We start from the raw sequence: 17,327 nt of genomic DNA on the forward strand, positions 1-17,327 counted from the left end.
GGCCTGGTCCGAGCGCCGCGGGCCCAACCCAACCTGAGAGCCGCAGAATTCGGTCGCCCGCTCCCGTTGCCCCCGAACGTCGCTTCCGGAGCTGGCGAATATGCCCCTCGCCTGCGTATCCAGAATGCAGTGTGCGACAACAATCCCCGGTCAGGCGCGCACGATGCACAGATGCCCCGGGCGCGAAGCTGGCAATGTCGACCAGTTTCCTAGACTCCGGCGTCCTGTGCACCTACGGTCGGGACTGCACACAATCACCAGCGGAGGTGAACGAGATGGACGAGAGCCAGGCAGTTCACACTCCCCGCGCCCTGTGGCTCGCCCTCGTCGCGATCGCCCTCGGCATCGCCTGGTTCCTTTGCGGCGGCGCGAGTTCAGCGTCGGCGACGAATCTGCTTCCCGACACCCCTCCGGTCGCCGCGGTCGCCGATGCCTCCGTGCCGGTGTCGACGGCTCCCGTGCCGGTTGCGCCCGCGCTCGAGGCGGTCGAGGCGTTGCTCCCGGCCGTACCTGCCGCTGCGGTCCTCCCCGAAATCGCCGCCGTTCCCGAGGCACGCACGCAGTCTCTTCCGGTGCCCATCATCGTCGGTGAGACGGTTTCCATTGCGGCAGAGGTCGTCGTGGCGGGCCTCGATGCTCGTGTTACCGCCGGTGCAACGGCCGGTGCACCGATCGTTGCGACCCTGGTCGCCCTGGCTCCGGCCGTCGCCCTTCCGGCCGTCGCCCTTCCGGCCATGACGATTTCGGCCGTCGCCCTTCCGGCCGTGAGCGTTCCTGCCGCCACCGTGCCGACCGAGTCGCTCGTCTCCGGCCCGCCGACGTCGCCCGCGCGTGCGAACGCGGATGCGACCCCGGTCGACCCGGCCCACGGCGCCCCGTTCGCGACCACCGACTTCGCAAGCCTCACGCCCGCGGATGCCGCGGCATCCGCTGCCGGGACCCCGCTCGGCGTGCCGGGGCAGCCCGTCAACCTGCCGCAACCGACGCCCGTGACCGCCTCGTCCGGCGGCACCGGTGCGGTGTCCGTGCTCCCGCACCACGCGTCGGCCCGCGCCGCGTCCATCGCGGCGGCCCGACTCGCGTCAGAGGACGACGCCCTGCCGTCCTCACCCGCCACAGACCCCGGTTCTTCTCCCGCCTGAGTAGGTCGCTGCCGTGCTCTCCCGACGGCATGCCGACCATCGCCACGCGTCCCTCGCGCGGCCCATACTCACACTTTCAAGGAGAATCATCATGAACATCACTCTGTCCCGGGCGCTCTACGGCACCCTGTTCGTCGGGGCGCTCTCGCTCCTCGGCACGACCGCGGCGCACGCCGCAGACACCAGCGGCGACTCCGGAACCCTCTCGGGATCCCAGGTCGTCACCGACACAGCGGCCCCCGTCCAGGTCTCCGGCAATGCGATCAGCGTGGTCGGCGACTCCAACTCCGCGGACTTCCCGGCTGTTGCTCCTGCACCGGCTCACGAACCGGCTCCCGCTTCCGCCACGACGTCGGGTACCGACGGCACCGGCTCCGGCACCCAGGTCGTCGCCCCGGTCGCGGCCCCGGTGAGCGCGTCCGGCAACGCCGTCTCCGGCGTCGGCGACTCGAACTCGAGCTCCACGGACACCCCGGCGGCAGCGCCCACCGTGCCGGTCGAACCGGCCGTGCACCCAGCCACAACCACCGGCACCGACTCGCTCGTGGGCGGCACACAGGGCCTCACCAGCGTTGACGTGCCGATCACGGCATCCGGCAACGCGGTCTCGGTCGTCGGTGACTCGTCATCGACGGGCTCCCCGTCGAACTCGACGACGGATGCTTCCGCACCCGCTGTCGGCTCGGCTCCGGTGACGTCGGGTGCGAACGGAACGGCGTCGGGCACGCAGGTTGTTCCCGATGTCGTGGCTCCGGTGACTGTCGGCGGTAACGCGGTCTCGGTCGTCGGTGACTCGTCATCGACGGGCTCCCCGTCGAACTCGACGACGGATGCTTCCGCACCCGCTGTCGGCTCGGCTCCGGTGACGTCGGGTGCGAACGGAACGGCGTCGGGCACGCAGGTTGTTCCCGATGTCGTGGCTCCGGTGACTGTCGGCGGTAACGCGGTGTCGGTCGTCGGTGACTCAACCGGCAGCCCGGTCGAGCCTGCAATACCGGTCGGCCCGGCCGAGACGGTCACCGCGATCGCGTCGACCGACTCATCTGACCCGGCCGACTCGCCTGACCAGACCGACGTCGCCGTGTCGCCCGCGTCGCTCAACATCACCCCGACGGCACCTGCGGCAACGGCTGCAACGACTGCAACGGCTGCCACTCCGGTGGGGGGTCAGGCCTCGCAGACGGCCGCCCTGTCCGTCACGTCGCTGCCGGCCACGGGCGCAGGCAACATCGGGTTCGGCGGCCTCGCCGGGATCCTGCTGCTCCTCGCGGGAACCGCCCTGCTGTTCGCTCGACGGACCCTTCTCCCGACGGTGAGCGCCCGAGCGTAAACGCTAGACCCTACGCACGGATGCCGTCGGCTCGACCGGGCCGGCGGCATCCGTTCGCGCCCGCGCCGGTTTCGGCAGGCCGCGCCCGCTTGTGCTGGCGCCCGCGCCGGTTTGCGCAAGCCGCGCCCGCCGTTTCGGGTGCCGCCTGCCGAAACGGTAGCGGCCGCGATCCATGCTCGGCGGCATCGGGCGCAGACGCGACCCGACGCGACCCGACGCGCTCAGCCGACGGGCACCTGCAGGTTGAGCAGTTCGCCGCCGCTGAGGTTCACGAGCGTGCGACCGAGCTGAACCGGGCCCCCGACGGCGCTCCGCGGCAGGCGGATGCCGATCAGTTCACCGTCGCTCGTGGCCTGCGGGCTGAGCAGCGCGCCTCGGCGGCCGCGCTTCATCTCGATCTGCCACCCGGTGATGCCCGACGCGACCTCGCCGATGCCGCCGCCGAGGATGATCGCCTGCCCGCGATCGGCGCACGACTTGACGAACTGCAGGAACCACGATTTCGCGGCGGTGTCGCGGAGGAGCTCTCCGTCGTCGATCACGAGCACCCGGCGGGGCCGGTCGGCGGGCATAAGCCCCTCGAGGGTCTCGGCGCTGACCTCTGCGTCGTTGATCACGGCGAGCACCCCGGGTGTCCCTTCCAGCTCGCGCAGGGGAGAGAGCCGGGGCGTGAGCAGCACGACCTCTGCGCCCTGGGCGAGGAGGGAACGCACCATCGTCACGAGCACCGTGCTCTTGCCCGACTTGGGGGCCCCGGCCACGATGAAGGAGCCCATGCCGTCGTCGAGGGTCGGGCCCACCGCGAGCAGGTCGTCGCCGCCGACGCCGACCATCGCCCACAGCCCGGTCCGCTCCGGCGCGCGCAACGCCCACGCCTCGTCGAAGCTCAGGGTCGTCGGCAGCACGTCGAGGTGGAACGGCCGGCGCGAGCGCGGCACCCAGGCATCCCGCGCAGCGGTCAGCCGGCCGAGCGAGACGAGCGCGGCCGACTGGGCTTGTCCGGTCGCATCCGGGGCGAGCAGCGCGACCTGGGTCTCGATCGCGCTCTCGGCCACGAAGCCGCGGCCTTCTCCGATCACGTCGGGCAGCTTCTTCGCGTTCAGCCCCGCGTAGCTGTAGTCGCCGCGGTCGGAAAGCCGCAGCACGAGCTTGTCCTCGACGAGGGTGCCGATCCGGCTCGAGAGCAGCTGCCGGTCGCCCGCGATGATCACATGGATGCCGAGGCTCGCGCCTTCCCGCAGCAGCATCGTGACCTGGTCGACGAGGGCACCGCCGTCGAGTTCACCGAGACTTCCGAGGAAACCCTCCCACCGGTCGATCATCAGCACGATGTGGGGGAGCCGCTTCGCTGCGTCGACGTTCTGCCGTTGTTCGGTGATGCCCGCAAACCCGTCGCTCGCGAGGATCTCCTGGCGGCGGTGGGTCTCGAGAACGAGCTTGGCGAGGAGGCGCTGGGCGCGCTCGGTCTGGGTGCGCATCACGACGGCGCCGGTGTGCACCATGTCGCCGAGTGGGATCAGGGCGCCGTTGCCGCAGTCGAGGGCGTAGAGGTGCACGTCGGCGGCCGAGGTGTTGCGGGCGATCGCACCGGCGATGGTGCGCAGCACCTGGGAGCGGCCGCTGCGGGGCGCCCCGGCGATGAACAGGTGGCCGGCCGAGTCGAGGTCGAAGAACGCAACGCCCTGCTCCTGCAGGGCGGGCAGGTCCTGCAGCCCATACGGCAACGGGCTGATCGACCAGCCGGTGTCGTGGCTGTCGTCGAGCGCGAAATCGTTGATGTCGTCGAGGTCGATCGACGACGACAGGGCGGGCAACCAGGGCTTGTGCTGCGCCGGGATGCCCATGCTCTCGCTCGCGAGGCAGATCGCCTGCACGAGGGCCTGTAGATCGGTCTCCTTCTCGCTGCCCTGCTCGACCTTCGGCGGCTCGGCCGCGGGGCGACCGAGGCCCTCCCAACGGGTCTCGCTGCTCCAGAGCGCGCGGCTCGGTGCGGCGGCCGCACTGCGCCGCTTGCCCCCGACGCGTCCGGACTGGAACGGCAACAAAGCGGATGCCCCGAGCCGGATATACCCGCGACCCGGGTTGTGCTTCGAGATCTGCGCCGAGTCCGGCGCGTCGATGACATCGGAGCTTTCCGAGGCATCCGTCACCCGCAGCGCGATGCGGAGGTTCGTATTGGCGCGGATCTCGGGGGAGATCACGCCGCTCGGCCGCTGCGTCGCGAGGATCAGGTGGATGCCGAGCGACCGGCCCCGCTGGGCCACGTTCACCAGGCCGGTGACGAAGTCGGGCAGTTCGCGGGCGAGGGACGCGAACTCGTCGATGACGATGAGCAGGCGCGGGAACGAGACGATCGAACTGTCCGCGTCGGAGAGCTCGGTGTAGTCCTCGATGTCCTTCGCCCCGGCGACGGCGAGCAGGTGCTCCCGCCGGCGCAGTTCGGCCCCGAGCGATTCGAGCGCACGTTCGACGAGGTGCGTGTCGAGGTCGGTGACCATGCCGACGGTGTGCGGCAGGTCGACGCAGTCCTTGAATGCCGCGCCGCCCTTGTAGTCGATGAGCACGAAGGTCATCGCATCGGGGCGGTTCGAGACCGCGAGCGAGGCGACGATGGTCTGCAGCAGCTCGGACTTGCCCGAGCCGGTCGTGCCGGCCACCAGACCATGCGGCCCGTCGCGGCGCAGGTCGAAACTGAAGGCGCCGTCGAGGCTCTCGCCCACGACCACCTCGGTGGTACGGCCGCCGGCCCGCCACCTGGCCACGATCGCATTCTCGGTGGGAGGGTCGAGCTGCAGCACATCGAGCAGCCGGCTCGACCCGCCGTTGCCAAGGTCACCTCGAAACTCACGGTGTCAATTTCTCACTCCGCCGGTTACTTTGCAAAGGCTGCCGGAGGCAACTACAGCACGGCCTACCAGGCGACGAAAGCGGCGGCGACCCACGTGGGCCTGATCACCAGAACCTTCGACGCGCTCGTCGGCGGTGGTCTCGGCGAGCTTGCGAGCGTGCGCCTGGCGGGTGCCTCCCAGAAGGCCAACGGCATATTTTTCAGTGGCCTTCTGGCAGGCGCGCACCCTGCGTTGATCGCGAGCGGAGGAACCTACTTTGTGGGCCGTGACGTGTCCGATGACGTGGGCAAGATCGGCGCTGCCGTCGCCGGAAACTATGTGCGCGACCTGACCCGCGTCCATGTCGGCTCACTGTGATCCGACCCGAACGGATGCCGTCGTGACCGCTCTCGAGACCGTCTCCGGATACCGCGTCAACGTTCCGGCGGGCTGGCAGCGGGTCACCACGGGAGACGGCTCGGCCGAGTCCATCGACCGGTTCATCCACTGGCAACTACGGAAGCGCGGAGGCCGTGACCACGTGCTGACCGAGCGGGCGCTGCGCGAGCAGGTGCCGCGGCTGATCAGTGAGGCCGAGGCCGCCGGAGCCCTCGACCTGTACGTGTTCTCCGAGACCATCCACGATGTTCCCGTGACCATGAGTTTCGTCGTGTCGATGACCTACCTTGGTGCGACCGCGGGGGATCTCGACGAGAAGGATCTCGCCGACGTCGCCGGATTCGGAGCCGCCGAAGCGGAATTCGTCGATTTCGGGGCCGGCCGATGGTTCCGCGCCCTGGAACACCGCGCACCCACGGCCGGCCAGTTTCGGGGACTCGTCGAGGCCCAGCTCGGGGCGAGCCTCGACCTGGACTCCGCGGATCCGGTCCCTCCCGACGCGGCCGAGGCGATCGAGTTCATCCGGCACGAGGAGGCGACCGGACGCATACTCCCGGACACCCGTGTGAGCTACCTTCTCGCGTTGCCGGCCTCACCGGGGGCGTTCCTGTTCGCGGTGTTCACCGTCGACGACAGCGCCTTCTCCGAAGCTCAGGTGCTGATGTTCGATGCCATCATGTCGACGCTGGAGTGGGTGTCCTCGTGACCGTCCCCCTGAATTTCCGATTCCCCGACGCCTGGGTCGAGCTCGCGTTCGACGACGTGCACGCCGGCGCAGTGATGGCGGCCCAACTGGTGCTGAGTCGCTTCGACACCCCGGTCGAGCGCGAGCTGGCCGCCGACCTGGAGGCGCGGCTCGAGGCGACAGCGAATCTCCTGATCTCCGCGGACGCCGACGCGGGCTTCGCCCTCGTTCCCGACCCGCCGAACGTTGGCCTGCTCGGAGCGCTGATCGTGCGCTGGCGCCTCGCCGCCGGCGACAACGCCGTCGCCGACGCGATCACCGAGTCGACCACGGTCGCCGAGGGCCAGTTCCTGGTCGACGACCCGGACGTGTCGACGCGGGAGACTCCGCTCGGCCAGGCGACGGTGTGCATCCACCGTTACGCGCGCGAAGCGGTGGCCATCGGGAGCGCCCGGCGTTGGGGCCGCGCCCGCAAGAGTTCGTCGGTGATCACCGAGCACATCTGCTGGTACTGGTTGCTCGAAGACCATGCCGGGCCCGACATGCTGCTCACGGTGACCTCAGTCACGGAGGACCTCACGCTCACTCCCGCTCTCCGCAGGCTCACCGAGGATTTCGCGACGGGAGTCACGCGTGCCGATTGAGACATCCGCTGCTACCGCAACCGTGGTGCTGCGGCCCCGACGCTGGCGATTCTGGTTCGGGACCGGGTTCGCGGTGCTGTGCACGGTGGCGACCCTGGTGTTCGTCGCGGCGAACGCGGCGCACAGCGGCTTCGCCTGGCTCGCGCTGTTCTTCCTCGTGCCCGGGATCGTCGTGATGCTCAAGGGTGGGGTGCGCAGCCGGGCGCTGACGATCGTGCCGGGCAGCCACCTCGAGTACCGGGATCGGCTGTTGCGCCGCCAGCGGGTGGAGTCGGACGCGACGACCGAGATCCTGCAGTTCGCGACGGTGGAGGAGTCGAACTTCGTTCCGATTCGCTCGCTGCGCACGCCGATCGGCGTGATGGACGAGCGTTGGGCGGTGCTGCGCACCGGCAACGCGACCGTGCTGCGGCTGAGCATGTGGGTGTGGACGACGCCGGACCTGCTCGCGATCGCCGAGGCGCTGCCCGCGAAGCTGCGGATCCACAACGAATCGATCGCCCCCTGGACGATCGACCGGGAACACCCCGACTATTACACCTGGCTCGAGAAGCACCCGCGCACTTATCTCGCCGTCTTCTACGGCATCATCCTCGGGGTCGTGCTGTCGGTGCTGGCGGGCCTGGCCGGCCTCATCCTGGTCCGGATGACGCAGTGAGCGAGGCATCCGCCGGTGCCGCCGTCGTGAAGGCACCCCGCGTGAAGGCCGCACGAGCGTCCCGCCGCCGGGTCGTCGACGTCGTTCCCGCGCTGCCGCTCATCACGGCGGTCGAGGTGAGCGCCCGGTTGCAGGCCGGCCAGCTCGGCCGGGTCGAGGTGTACCCGATCCCGGATTCAGTGCTGCCGGGGACCCCGAGCGTGCTGGTACGTCCGGTACGCGCGCCGCTGCCCGTCGCGGCGTCACTGCGACCGCGTGGGGGCGCCCGGTCGGGCACTGCAGCGCCCTACCGCTTCGTCATCGACGGCCACGCAACCCTGGTGCACGCCGCCTTCGGCGTGATCGGGCGCAGCCCTGACCCCACGGTCGATTCCCAGGCCATCGCGGTGACCGACCCGGGGCGTTCGCTGTCGCGCAATCACCTGGGCTTCGAGGTGGATGCCCGCGGCCGGCTTCTCGTCGTCGACCTGCGCTCCGCGAACGGTTCGGAGATCCTTGCGGCCAGCGGCGAACGCACCGAATGCGTGCCCGGCCGCCGCTACGTGGTGGGCAACGGGGACGCACTCCTGCTCGGCAACTTCGACGTCACGGTCGCCCGCGGCTGACCACCCGTGGCGATTGAGACATCCGCTGCCCCCGGGGCCGTTGTCCTGCGGCCCCGGCGCTGGCGCTTCTGGGCGTCTGTCGTGCTCGTCGAGTATCGTGACCTGCTCTTTCGCCGCCGACGGATCGAGTGCGGCAGCACGACGGAGATCCTGTATTTTTCGGATGTTGCGGGATCGGGTCCGATTCCGATTCGACGGATGTCCTCCTCACTTCGGTGAGGGGGCATCCGTCGTTTAATCCCGCGGGCGTGCCTCGGGTATAGGAGCTAACTCAGGAGATGTGCGCTGCTGCGGCGGACCGGCCGCACTGGTCCGGCAGGCTGCAGCGGCCGGCCGCGCGATTCTCCTGAGTTAGCCACCGCCGGGCACGGAGTCAGGGGGTCGGCAGGGTGGGGACGACGCCTGGACATGCGCCCAGATAGGCGGGGCCGTCAAGGTGCACGCTATCCAGGAGCGGGAACGCCGGCTCGTCGACTCCGACGATCAGGTTCGCCTGCGACTGGAGGTCTAGTCGAGTGCCGTGCTTCCAGACCGTGAGGCTGAGCTGTGAAGGCTTCTGCGCAGGCCGCGCCCGCTTGACGTCGCGGCCGCGCCGGTTATGGCAGGCCGAGCCGGTCTGGCATGGCGCCTGCTTCGGTTTGCGCAGGCCGCGCCCGCCGTTTCGGGAGCGGCCTGCGCAAACGGTAGCGGCGGCGGTAGGCCGGGCCGCTTGGTCGGGCCTCAGGAACGGATGCCGTCGGGCCGACCGGTCCGGCGGCATCCGTCGTGCCCGCGCCGGTTTCGGCAGGCCGTGCCCACCTGGTGTCGCACCCGCGCCGGTTTCGGCAGGCCGCGCCCACCGTTTTGGGTGCGGCCTGCCGAAACGGTAGCGGCGGGGAGCGCGGATGGCTCGAAGCAGCCCTGTGCTAGCCGGCCTGTGCCAGCCGCCCGGTGTCTGCCGTCCTGTGTCGGCAGGAGAGGCGTCGGCAGGCAGGCCCCGCGTCAGCCGGCGAGCTGGCCGGCGGCAATGCGCGAGCAGGCCGAGGCGACGTCGGCGGATGCGACCGGTCGCGAGAACAGGAATCCCTGCCCGTATTCGCAGCCGTGCGCCCGCAGCCACTCCGCCTGCACCTCGGTCTCGATGCCCTCGGCGATGACGCTGCTGCCGAGGCCCCGCGCGAGCCCGAGGATCGACTGCACGAGCGGCGCATCCGCTTCGCGCAACCCGATCGCCGAGATGAACCGGCGGTCGATCTTGAGCACGTTCGCGCGCACCTCGCTGAGCCGGGCCAGGTTCGAGAACCCGGTACCGAAGTCGTCGATGGCGATCGGCACCCCGGCCGCCTGCAGCTCGGCCATGTTGTCGTTCACCGCAGCGAACTCGGCGACGTAGTCGCTCTCGGTCAGCTCGATCTTGAGCGCACCGCGCGCGAGCCCCGAGCTGGACTGGATCGCAAGCACCCGGGCGGCGTACTGGGGGTCGCCGAGCTCGATGCCCGAGGCGTTGATGCTGACGAAGAAGGGCGGATGCCCCGGCGGGGCCTGGATCGTCCAGCCGGCGGCCGTCGTCATGGCGGTTTCGAGTACCCAGTCCCCGAGGCGGGGCATCGCGCCGCTCGTCTCGCAGAGCGGAATGAATTCCTCGGGGGAGATTGCGCCCCGCGTCGGGTGCGTCCAGCGCAGCAGCGCCTCGACGCCCGCCGCGCGCATCGTGTCGAGGTCGATGATCGGCTGGTACACGACGGTGAACTCGCCGTTCGCGATCGCCAGTCCCACGGCGGCGGGGGAGGCATACTGCCCGCCGTGCACCCGGGTGGTTCCCCGGCCGGAGCGCTTCGCGGTCGAGAGCGCCTCACTCGCGCGGGTGGTCAGCTGCGACTGCGTCTCGCCCACGTCGCGTACGGCGATCCCGGCGGAGAACCCGTGGACATCCGCCCGCAGCGCTTCGAGCGATAGCTGCACGGCCGTCGCATCGCGGTCGGGCACGAGGAAGGCGAATTCGTCGCCGCCGATGCGCGACAGGCCCACGCAGGCCGGGAACGCCTGGGCGATCCGGTCGGCGAAGTTCACCAGAATCTGGTCGCCGTAGGACCGCTGCCGTGTCTCGTTGGTGAGCGAGAAATGGTCGAGGTCGATCAGCACGACCGTCGTCCCGGTGGAGGGCGTCTGTTCGCGCAGGTGTATCGCGAGCAGGCGGTCGAACGAGAGCCGGTTGCCGAGCCGGGTGAGGTCATCCGTTTCGGAGCGGAGCGCGCTCATCACGAGCCAGTGCAGCCCGAGCATCGCGGCGACCGCCGACGCCAGCACGACGATCGAGTCGCTCGTGAGCATGCCATCGTGCCGGGAGAGCGCGACGCTGATCGACACCGCGAAACCGAGGGAGTAATACACGGAGTGCGTCACAGGCAGGAGAACGTACGTGACGATGAGCGCGAAGATGATCGACGTGCTGAACGAGAGGGCGGCGGCCGGGGTGTCCGCGAATGCGACGCAGAAGGTGATGGTGCCCGCGGCGACGCAGAGCGCGATGCTGCGCACCAGCAGGGTGAAGTACCGGCGGAGCAGCAGACAGGCGGCACCGAACACGAGTGCGCCGATGGCCACGGCCTGGAAGAAGGGCCCGTGCGGCGCCGCCAGCTGGTCCGGCTGGATGGCGTAGAGCCCGACGATCAGACCGGCGAAGAAGATCAGGGCACCGAACGCGGCCCCGGCGGGCCGGGGACTCTCGAACATCCCCGGGTAGAACGCGGCGGTCAGCTCGGCCCGGAGGAAACGCCGCAGCTTGCCCGAGCGCGCGCGTCCGCGGTTGCCGTGGCCGGTGTCGCTACCGATCGGCATGAGAGGACCGCCCCGGGCGCCGCCGTGGTGCTGTCCTGCTGTGAAGTCCGTGCGGCAGCATTTCGCGCCGCCCGGTCGAACGGGCGCCCATTCTGTGAGCCTACCAAGCGCGGGCTGAGCAACCCACCAAGCGCAGCCGAATTGTGTACACCCGGACGGCCACCGTCAGCCCGCGGCGTCAAACGTGACGGATGCCTCGAGCCCGCCCTCCCGACGCCGCTCGAGCCGCACGGCAGCCCGGCTCGCCCGCGCCAGCTGGGCGACGATGGCGAGGCCGAGCCCGTTGCCGGAAGCGGCGCCGGGAGCGTCGGAGTCCGCCCGCCAGAACCGGTCGAACGCCCGCGCACAGTCCTCGTCCGAAAGCCCCGGCCCGTCGTCGAGCACCGAGACCCGCCAGCCAGGGGACAGTGAAGCGACCCGCACGACGATCTCCCGCTCCGGGCCCGCGTCGATGCTCCTGCTCGTACTTGCCGAGAGCGCATTGTCCACATAGTTGTCGATGATCTGCTCCGGGGCGGTCGCGATTGCGCACACGGTGGCGTGATCGGGTCCCTCGTAGCGGATGCCGAGACCGAGCTCCTGGGCGAGCGGCTGCCAGTGCTCCACGCGTTCCCGTGCCACGCGAGCGACATCGCACTCGACCACGGGCGCGGTGGAGGACTCCGTGCGGCTCAGCACGAGCAGCCCCTCGATGATGGAGCCGAGCCGGTCCGCTTCCGCTTCGGCGGCCGCGAGTCGTTCGATGGCAGCAGCCCCGGCAGCCCCGGCAGCCCCAACGGATCCGGGCCCCGGTCCCGTATCGGGCGCAGACCCGACGACCCCCGTTCCCGCGTCGTCCTCGAGCAGCTCCCTGGCCCGTTCGAGCCGCAGCCGCAGGGCCGTGAGGGGCGTGCGCAGCTGGTGCGAGGCATCCGCTGCGAAGGTGCGCTGCTGCTCGATCAGGGTCTCCAGGCGCGTCGCCATCCGGTTGAACGACACCGACAGCGACCGGATCTCCGGCGCCCCGGCCCGCTCGTCGGCCCGGGCGTCGAGGTCGCCGTCGGCGAGACGTTCGGTCGTGAGCTGCAGGAGTTTCAGCCGGCGGGTGACCGTCGCCGAGAAGATGAAGCCGACGATGCCGGCCAGTACCACCGTGGTGAGCGCGACGAGGCCGAGCACGCTGATCTGCCGGGTGACGGCATCCGTCACGACCTGTTCGGGAAAGGTCAGGCGCACGGCGCCGACGATGTCCTGCCCGTTGACGATCGGCACCGTCACGTAGAGCAGGTCGATCTGCAGGGTGTCGGAGTACCGATGCCCCGACGTGATCTGTCCGCCGAGGGCGCCCATGATCTCGGGCCGGGAGGCGTACGAGTCGCCGACGATCGACTGGTCATCGTCGCTCGTGACGACGGCGATGCCGTCCGCGTTCACGATCACGACGCGCGCCCCGCCGGAATCCCGGTATCCGCGTGCCGCCGCGGTGAGGGCCGCGGCCTCCGCGGCCGAACTCGCCGCAGCCGCGCTCGACGCGGGCGTCTCCAGGGTCTCCTCGCTGCGTCCGGCGAGTACGAAGGCATCCCGCTCGAGCGAGGTCACGAGCCGGTCCGTCTCGACCTGGCGCAGGTAGTTGCTGAGCGGAATGTCCTGCACGAGCAGCACGAGCAGCGCGATCCCCATCAGCGCGGCCATGAACTGCCACCTCATTCCGGCACGCCGAACCGGAAGCCCACCCCCCGCACCGATTCGATCCAACCGGGATTGCCGAGTTTCTTGCGGATGGCGGCGACGTGAGCGTCGAGGGTCTTCGTGGTGCCGTGCCAGGTCGTCTCCCAGACGTCGTGCAGAATATCCGCGCGCCGGTGCACCGCGCCCGCGTCGCGCGACAGGTAGACGAGCAGGTCGAATTCGGTCGGGGTGAAATAGACCTCGGTGCCGGCGAGCGACACCCTCTGGGTGCGCGTGTCGATGACCAGGGACCCGAGCACCCGATCGGTCCGACCCGCGGACCCATCCGCTCCACCGACAGCGGCATCGCCTGCGCCCGAACCCGCGGCACTGCCCGCGGACGTACGCCGCGACACCGCACGGATGCGCGCGATCAGCTCGCGCATCCCGAACGGCTTCACCACGTAGTCGTCCGCACCCATCTCGAGCGCGACCACCCGGTCGATCTCCTCGTCGCGCGCGCTCACCACGATGATCGGAGTCTGCGACGACGAACGGATGCTGCGGCACACCTCGCTGCCGTCCATGTCGGGCAGTCCGAGGTCGAGGAGCACGAGGTCGGGCGCGAAGCTGGTCATTGCAGCGAGCGCCGCCCGGCCGGTCTCGACGTGGAGGGACTCGAACGCCGCCATGGTGAGGCCGTCGATGATCCCGGACGCCACGGGACCGTCGTCTTCGACCACCAGAACTCGCATGACACCATTGTGCCGTCGCCGGTGCGCGCTCGTCCCCTTATCCCGGGAGCGGCCGCGGAATCTTTGACAAGTCTTGGATGTTCGGGGGCCCCATCTTTTCTCGCGTGTCCCTAGCGTGGGAGACATGAAATCGCAGGCAATCACGATCCTGTCCATCGTCGGAGTGCTCGGAACGGGCGTCGCCGCCATGGCCGTCAACGCCGATGTGCTGTCCTCCTCCGTCCAGGCGCCGATCGGGCAGTCCTCCGAGGCGTTGCTCGTGACGCCGTCGGCCGCCCCGTCCGAGACCGCACTGCCCGACCCGACCGCGACCGGGGTCGCCGTCCCGACCGACCGTCCTGACGCCGACGGCTCCGACGACGGTGCGGTCGGGCCGGGCAGCATCCAGCCGCCTCCCGCTTCGACCGGTTCGACCGGTTCCGGAACCCGGTCCGAGCCCAGCGCCGAATCCGGTACGGAGAAATCGTCCGGGAGCGACGACGCACCGCGCCCGGTGCCCGTCACGGTCGCCCCCGCACCTGCCCCCGCCCCGGCACCTGCCCCGGCGCCCACGCCGGCGCAGACGAAGGCCCCGCACCTCGAGGACGATGACTCGAAGGCCCCCGGCACCGGAGAGCAGAATGAAAAGGACGACTAAGCGCCGCCACCCGGCCCGTGGCGCGAAGGCGGTCACGGGTGCCGTCTCCGCCCTCGCCCTCGTCGGCATGGTGACCGGCTTCCAGATCTCCGCCCATGCCGAGGAGGCCGCCGCACGCAAGGCGGCCCCTGCGCCGGACCCCACGAGCACGGCCGGCGCGGTCGACCCCTCGGCGGCTCCCGGCCCGTCGGCGACCCCGCCGACCGCGACTGCTGCGCCGACCGCCCCGGGCGCAACGGATGCCGCCGGAACCGTTCCTGCCCCGGCCCCGCCCGCCGGAGCCGCGGCCCCGCCCGCCGGAGCCGCGGCACCGGCCCCGGCTGCGAAGGCCGCTCCGGCCCCCGCTCCGGCCCCCGCACCGGCGGCCGCTCCGGCTCCGGCACCTGCCGCAGCACCGGCACCTGCCCCCGCGCCAGCTCCAGCTCCTGCTCCTGCACCAGCTCCTGCACCTGCACCTGCTCCCGCTCCCGCTCCCGCCCCGGTCGCCGCGACCTCCGCCGGATCCGGAGGCTAAGCGTTGGCGGTCGACCCCATCGCCCGCACCGCCATCCGGGCCGTGTTCACGGAGACCGGAACGCGGCCCGAGGTCGTCACCCGGGCCGTGACGCTCATGGGCGGGCGGGCCTCGTTCGCGCTCGTCGGCGCATCCGCTGGCCTGATGGACGACGTCGTCGATCTCGCGAACCGGCTCGAACGGCTCTGGAGCAGGTTCCTGCCCGACAGCGACGTCTCCCGCCTGAATGTCGCAGAAGGCGCACCCGTCGCGGTCGACCCGCTCACGGTCCGGCTCATCGCCGCCATGCTCGACGGCGCCCGGCTGACCGGGGGCGACTACGACGCGACCCTGTTGCCGGACGTGCTCGCGGCCGGGTACCGGGCATCCGCCCTCGACGCCGGCCGGGTCACCGTGCTCCCGGCGTCCGCGGTCTCGCCCGGCAACCTCTCCGGCCTCACGATCGAGCACGGGGACCCGCACCTCGAACGAACCGTGACGCTGCCCCTCGGCACCACGATCGACCCCGGCGGTGTCGGCAAGGGCCTCGCCGCCGACCTCCTCTGCGCCTTCGCACTCGAAGCCGGGGCCTGGGGCGCCCTCGCGGAAATCGGCGGGGACATCGTCGTCGCCGGCCATGCCCCCGACTCGGTCGCCTGGCGACTCGGCGTCGAGAACCCCTTCGCCCCTGCCGAGCACTCCGCCGTCGTGCGGCTCGCGTCAGGTGCGCTCGTCACCTCGAGCCAGCGCAAGCGGCGCTTCCTGGTCGCCGTGCCCAGGCCGACCGACTCGGCGGCCCCGCCCACCCGCCACCACCTCGTCGACCCCCGCACCCATGCCAGTGCGGCCACCCGGGTGCAGACCGTCTCCGTCATCGCCGCCACCGGGGCCCGCGCCGAGGTACTCACCAAGCCGGGATTCCTCCGCCCGCCCGCAGAATTCCTCGCCTGGCTGCCCACCGTCGGCGCCGCAGGTCTCATCATCGACGACACCGGACTCGTCTCGACCTCCACGAACTGGGAGCAGTACGCATGAACGATCCGCATATCTGGTGGTACATCTCCCGGGCGAGCGCCGTGATCGGCTGGGCGCTCATGACGCTCTCCGTGGTGTGGGGCATCCTGCTCTCCACCCGGGTGATGCGCCAGATCGACAACCCCGCCTGGCTCCAGGACCTGCACCGCTACTTCGGTGGCGCGGCGATCGTGATGGTGGCCGTGCACATGGTCACCCTGATGCTCGACGGGTGGCTGCACCTCACCATCGCCGAGGTGCTGGTGCCGTTCACGAGCCACTTCAAGGCGCTCCCGGTGGCCCTCGGCGTCACCGCGTTCTACCTGCTCATCGCCGTGCAGGGCACCTCGCTGCTGATGCGCTTCCTGCCGCGCCGGTTCTGGAAAGTCGTGCACTACTCGAGCTACGCGACCCTCATCCTCGTCTCCTTCCACGCCGCATTCTCCGGAACCGACGTCGGCACGAGCTGGTACCGCGTCGTCTCGATCGCGCTGATCCTGCTCGCGATGCTCGCCGTCGTGCTGCGCCTCGTCGCGACGAAACGCGGGTCGGGTGCGGTCGCCGGCCGTGCAACGGATGCCGCGCGCGGCATCCGCCCCGCGCCCGCCCTGCCCGAGACGCGCACCATGCGGGTCGCGGCAGTGACCCGCGTCGCCGAAGGAGTCCTCGGCATCCGCCTGGTCCCGGTGCCGCCTGCCGGATCTGCACCCGAGCTGCTGCCGGCCTGGCACCCGGGCGCGCACATCACCCTGCACCTGCCGAACGGCCTCGAGCGGCAGTACTCGCTCTGCGGCGATCCCGCCGAGCGGTCGCACCTCGACATCGCCGTGCTGCAGACCGAAACCTCGCGGGGCGGAAGCGCCTGGATCCACGCGAACGTCGCACCCGGTCTCGTGCTCGAGGTGTCCGGGCCGCTCAACCATTTCGACCTCGAACCCGCCGCGGCGTACCTCTTCATCGCGGGTGGGATCGGGATCACCCCGATCATGGGGATGATCGAGTCCCTGCCCGCTCGCCGCGACTGGAAGCTCGTCTACCTCGGCCGGAGCCGCAGCACGATGGCCTTCCTCGACGCATTGCTCAAACGCTACCCCGACCGGGTCGAGGTCTTCGCCCGCGACGAGCAGCTCGTGCAGCCCGAGGCGAGCGAACTCCTGATCAACGCCTTCGGGGGCCTCGGCGGTCTTGGTATCGTCAGCGGCCTCGACGCCGCCCCTGCGCCGGACACCTTCGCGAGCCGTGCCGACGTGTACTGCTGCGGCCCCGAATCCCTGATGCAGGCCGTCGCGGCGCTCGTGCCCCGGGAGCGGATGCACTTCGAACGCTTCATCGCCGTCGACCGGGAATCCGCCCAGGAACCCCAGGCCGTCACCGTGACCTGCGCCCGCAGCGACGTCACCTTCGCTGTGGCAGCCGGCGAAAGCATCCTCGATGCCCTCGAGAACAATGGGATGCCGATTCTGGGTTCGTGCCGCACGGGCGTCTGCGGTACCTGCGAGGTGCGTGTCGTCACCGGCACCCCCGACCACCTCGACTCGGTGATGGACGACGAGGAAAAGGACTCCCTGCGGGTGATGTACCCCTGCGTGTCCCGGGCGACCTCCGCCGAGCTCGTCCTCGACATCTAGCGGTCTGACCAGCAGGCAACTCCCCCCTGAATGGGTGCCAATAAA

15 protein-coding genes are annotated in these 17,327 nt (G+C 70.6%); 11 read left to right on the plus strand and 4 right to left on the minus strand.

Annotation, left to right across the window (positions count from 1 at the left end):
- Window positions 1-275: 275 nt before the first annotated feature.
- Complete coding sequence (locus MQH31_RS10360; RefSeq protein WP_243011966.1) at window positions 276-1,142, plus strand: hypothetical protein; 867 nt, start codon at window positions 276-278, stop codon at window positions 1,140-1,142.
- 91 nt (window positions 1,143-1,233) lie between these two features.
- A complete protein-coding gene (locus MQH31_RS10365; protein ID WP_243011967.1) occupies window positions 1,234-2,472 on the plus strand; it encodes a ribonuclease E domain-containing protein in 1,239 nt (412 codons plus the stop codon).
- Between the two features lie 221 nt (window positions 2,473-2,693).
- On the opposite strand, the gene MQH31_RS10370 is transcribed toward MQH31_RS10365, so the two are convergent.
- Window positions 2,694-5,234 carry an FtsK/SpoIIIE domain-containing protein gene (locus MQH31_RS10370; RefSeq protein WP_243011968.1) on the minus strand — a complete coding sequence of 847 codons (2,541 nt, stop codon included), beginning with the start codon at window positions 5,232-5,234 and terminating at the stop codon, window positions 2,694-2,696.
- 180 nt (window positions 5,235-5,414) lie between these two features.
- Between MQH31_RS10370 and MQH31_RS10375 the strand changes: the two genes are divergently transcribed.
- The 5 genes from MQH31_RS10375 to MQH31_RS10395 are packed head-to-tail and all read left to right on the plus strand — an operon-like array spanning window position 5,415 to window position 8,291.
- The gene (locus MQH31_RS10375; protein WP_243011969.1) at window positions 5,415-5,678 is read left to right on the plus strand and encodes a hypothetical protein; all 264 of its coding nucleotides are present in this window, start codon (window positions 5,415-5,417) and stop codon (window positions 5,676-5,678) included.
- A 22-nt stretch (window positions 5,679-5,700) separates the two neighbouring features.
- Window positions 5,701-6,405, plus strand: coding sequence for a hypothetical protein (locus MQH31_RS10380; RefSeq protein WP_243011970.1), 705 nt, complete (start codon window positions 5,701-5,703; stop codon window positions 6,403-6,405).
- Window positions 6,402-7,028, plus strand: a complete 627-nt coding sequence (locus tag MQH31_RS10385) for a hypothetical protein (RefSeq protein WP_243011971.1) — start codon at window positions 6,402-6,404, stop codon at window positions 7,026-7,028. The genes MQH31_RS10380 and MQH31_RS10385 overlap by 4 nt, the downstream gene beginning before the upstream one ends.
- Window positions 7,018-7,686 (plus strand): hypothetical protein, encoded by a 669-nt coding sequence (locus MQH31_RS10390; protein ID WP_243011972.1) that lies wholly within the window; start codon window positions 7,018-7,020, stop codon window positions 7,684-7,686. Before MQH31_RS10385 ends, MQH31_RS10390 begins: the two co-directional genes overlap by 11 nt.
- Window positions 7,683-8,291, plus strand: a complete 609-nt coding sequence (locus MQH31_RS10395) for an FHA domain-containing protein (protein ID WP_243011973.1) — start codon at window positions 7,683-7,685, stop codon at window positions 8,289-8,291. The genes MQH31_RS10390 and MQH31_RS10395 overlap by 4 nt, the downstream gene beginning before the upstream one ends.
- Before the next feature lie 981 nt (window positions 8,292-9,272).
- Here the strand turns inward: MQH31_RS10395 and MQH31_RS10400 are convergent.
- The 3 genes from MQH31_RS10400 to MQH31_RS10410 form a co-directional block, all read right to left on the minus strand.
- Window positions 9,273-11,108 (minus strand): putative bifunctional diguanylate cyclase/phosphodiesterase, encoded by a 1,836-nt coding sequence (locus MQH31_RS10400; protein WP_243011974.1) that lies wholly within the window; start codon window positions 11,106-11,108, stop codon window positions 9,273-9,275.
- Between the two features lie 165 nt (window positions 11,109-11,273).
- Window positions 11,274-12,779: a sensor histidine kinase gene (locus MQH31_RS10405; RefSeq protein ID WP_243011975.1), complete on the minus strand. Its 1,506-nt coding sequence runs from the start codon at window positions 12,777-12,779 to the stop codon at window positions 11,274-11,276.
- An 11-nt stretch (window positions 12,780-12,790) separates the two neighbouring features.
- Window positions 12,791-13,510 carry a response regulator transcription factor gene (locus MQH31_RS10410; protein WP_243011976.1) on the minus strand — a complete coding sequence of 240 codons (720 nt, stop codon included), beginning with the start codon at window positions 13,508-13,510 and terminating at the stop codon, window positions 12,791-12,793.
- Between the two features lie 124 nt (window positions 13,511-13,634).
- Between MQH31_RS10410 and MQH31_RS10415 the strand changes: the two genes are divergently transcribed.
- From MQH31_RS10415 to MQH31_RS10430, 4 genes are read left to right on the plus strand one after another with little or no spacing between them, the layout of a single operon-like run.
- Window positions 13,635-14,147 (plus strand): hypothetical protein, encoded by a 513-nt coding sequence (locus MQH31_RS10415; protein WP_243011977.1) that lies wholly within the window; start codon window positions 13,635-13,637, stop codon window positions 14,145-14,147.
- Window positions 14,131-14,661, plus strand: a complete 531-nt coding sequence (locus MQH31_RS10420; protein WP_243012180.1) for a hypothetical protein — start codon at window positions 14,131-14,133, stop codon at window positions 14,659-14,661. The genes MQH31_RS10415 and MQH31_RS10420 overlap by 17 nt, the downstream gene beginning before the upstream one ends.
- A 3-nt stretch (window positions 14,662-14,664) precedes the next feature.
- Entirely contained in the window at window positions 14,665-15,675 is a 1,011-nt protein-coding gene (locus tag MQH31_RS10425) for an FAD:protein FMN transferase (RefSeq protein ID WP_243011978.1), read from the plus strand.
- A complete protein-coding gene (locus MQH31_RS10430) occupies window positions 15,672-17,282 on the plus strand; it encodes a 2Fe-2S iron-sulfur cluster-binding protein (protein ID WP_243011979.1) in 1,611 nt (536 codons plus the stop codon). Before MQH31_RS10425 ends, MQH31_RS10430 begins: the two co-directional genes overlap by 4 nt.
- Window positions 17,283-17,327 lie beyond the last annotated feature (45 nt).

Origin of the sequence: Cryobacterium zhongshanensis, from assembly GCF_022760445.1 — a bacterium.
Lineage (GTDB): Bacteria > Actinomycetota > Actinomycetes > Actinomycetales > Microbacteriaceae > Cryobacterium > Cryobacterium algoricola.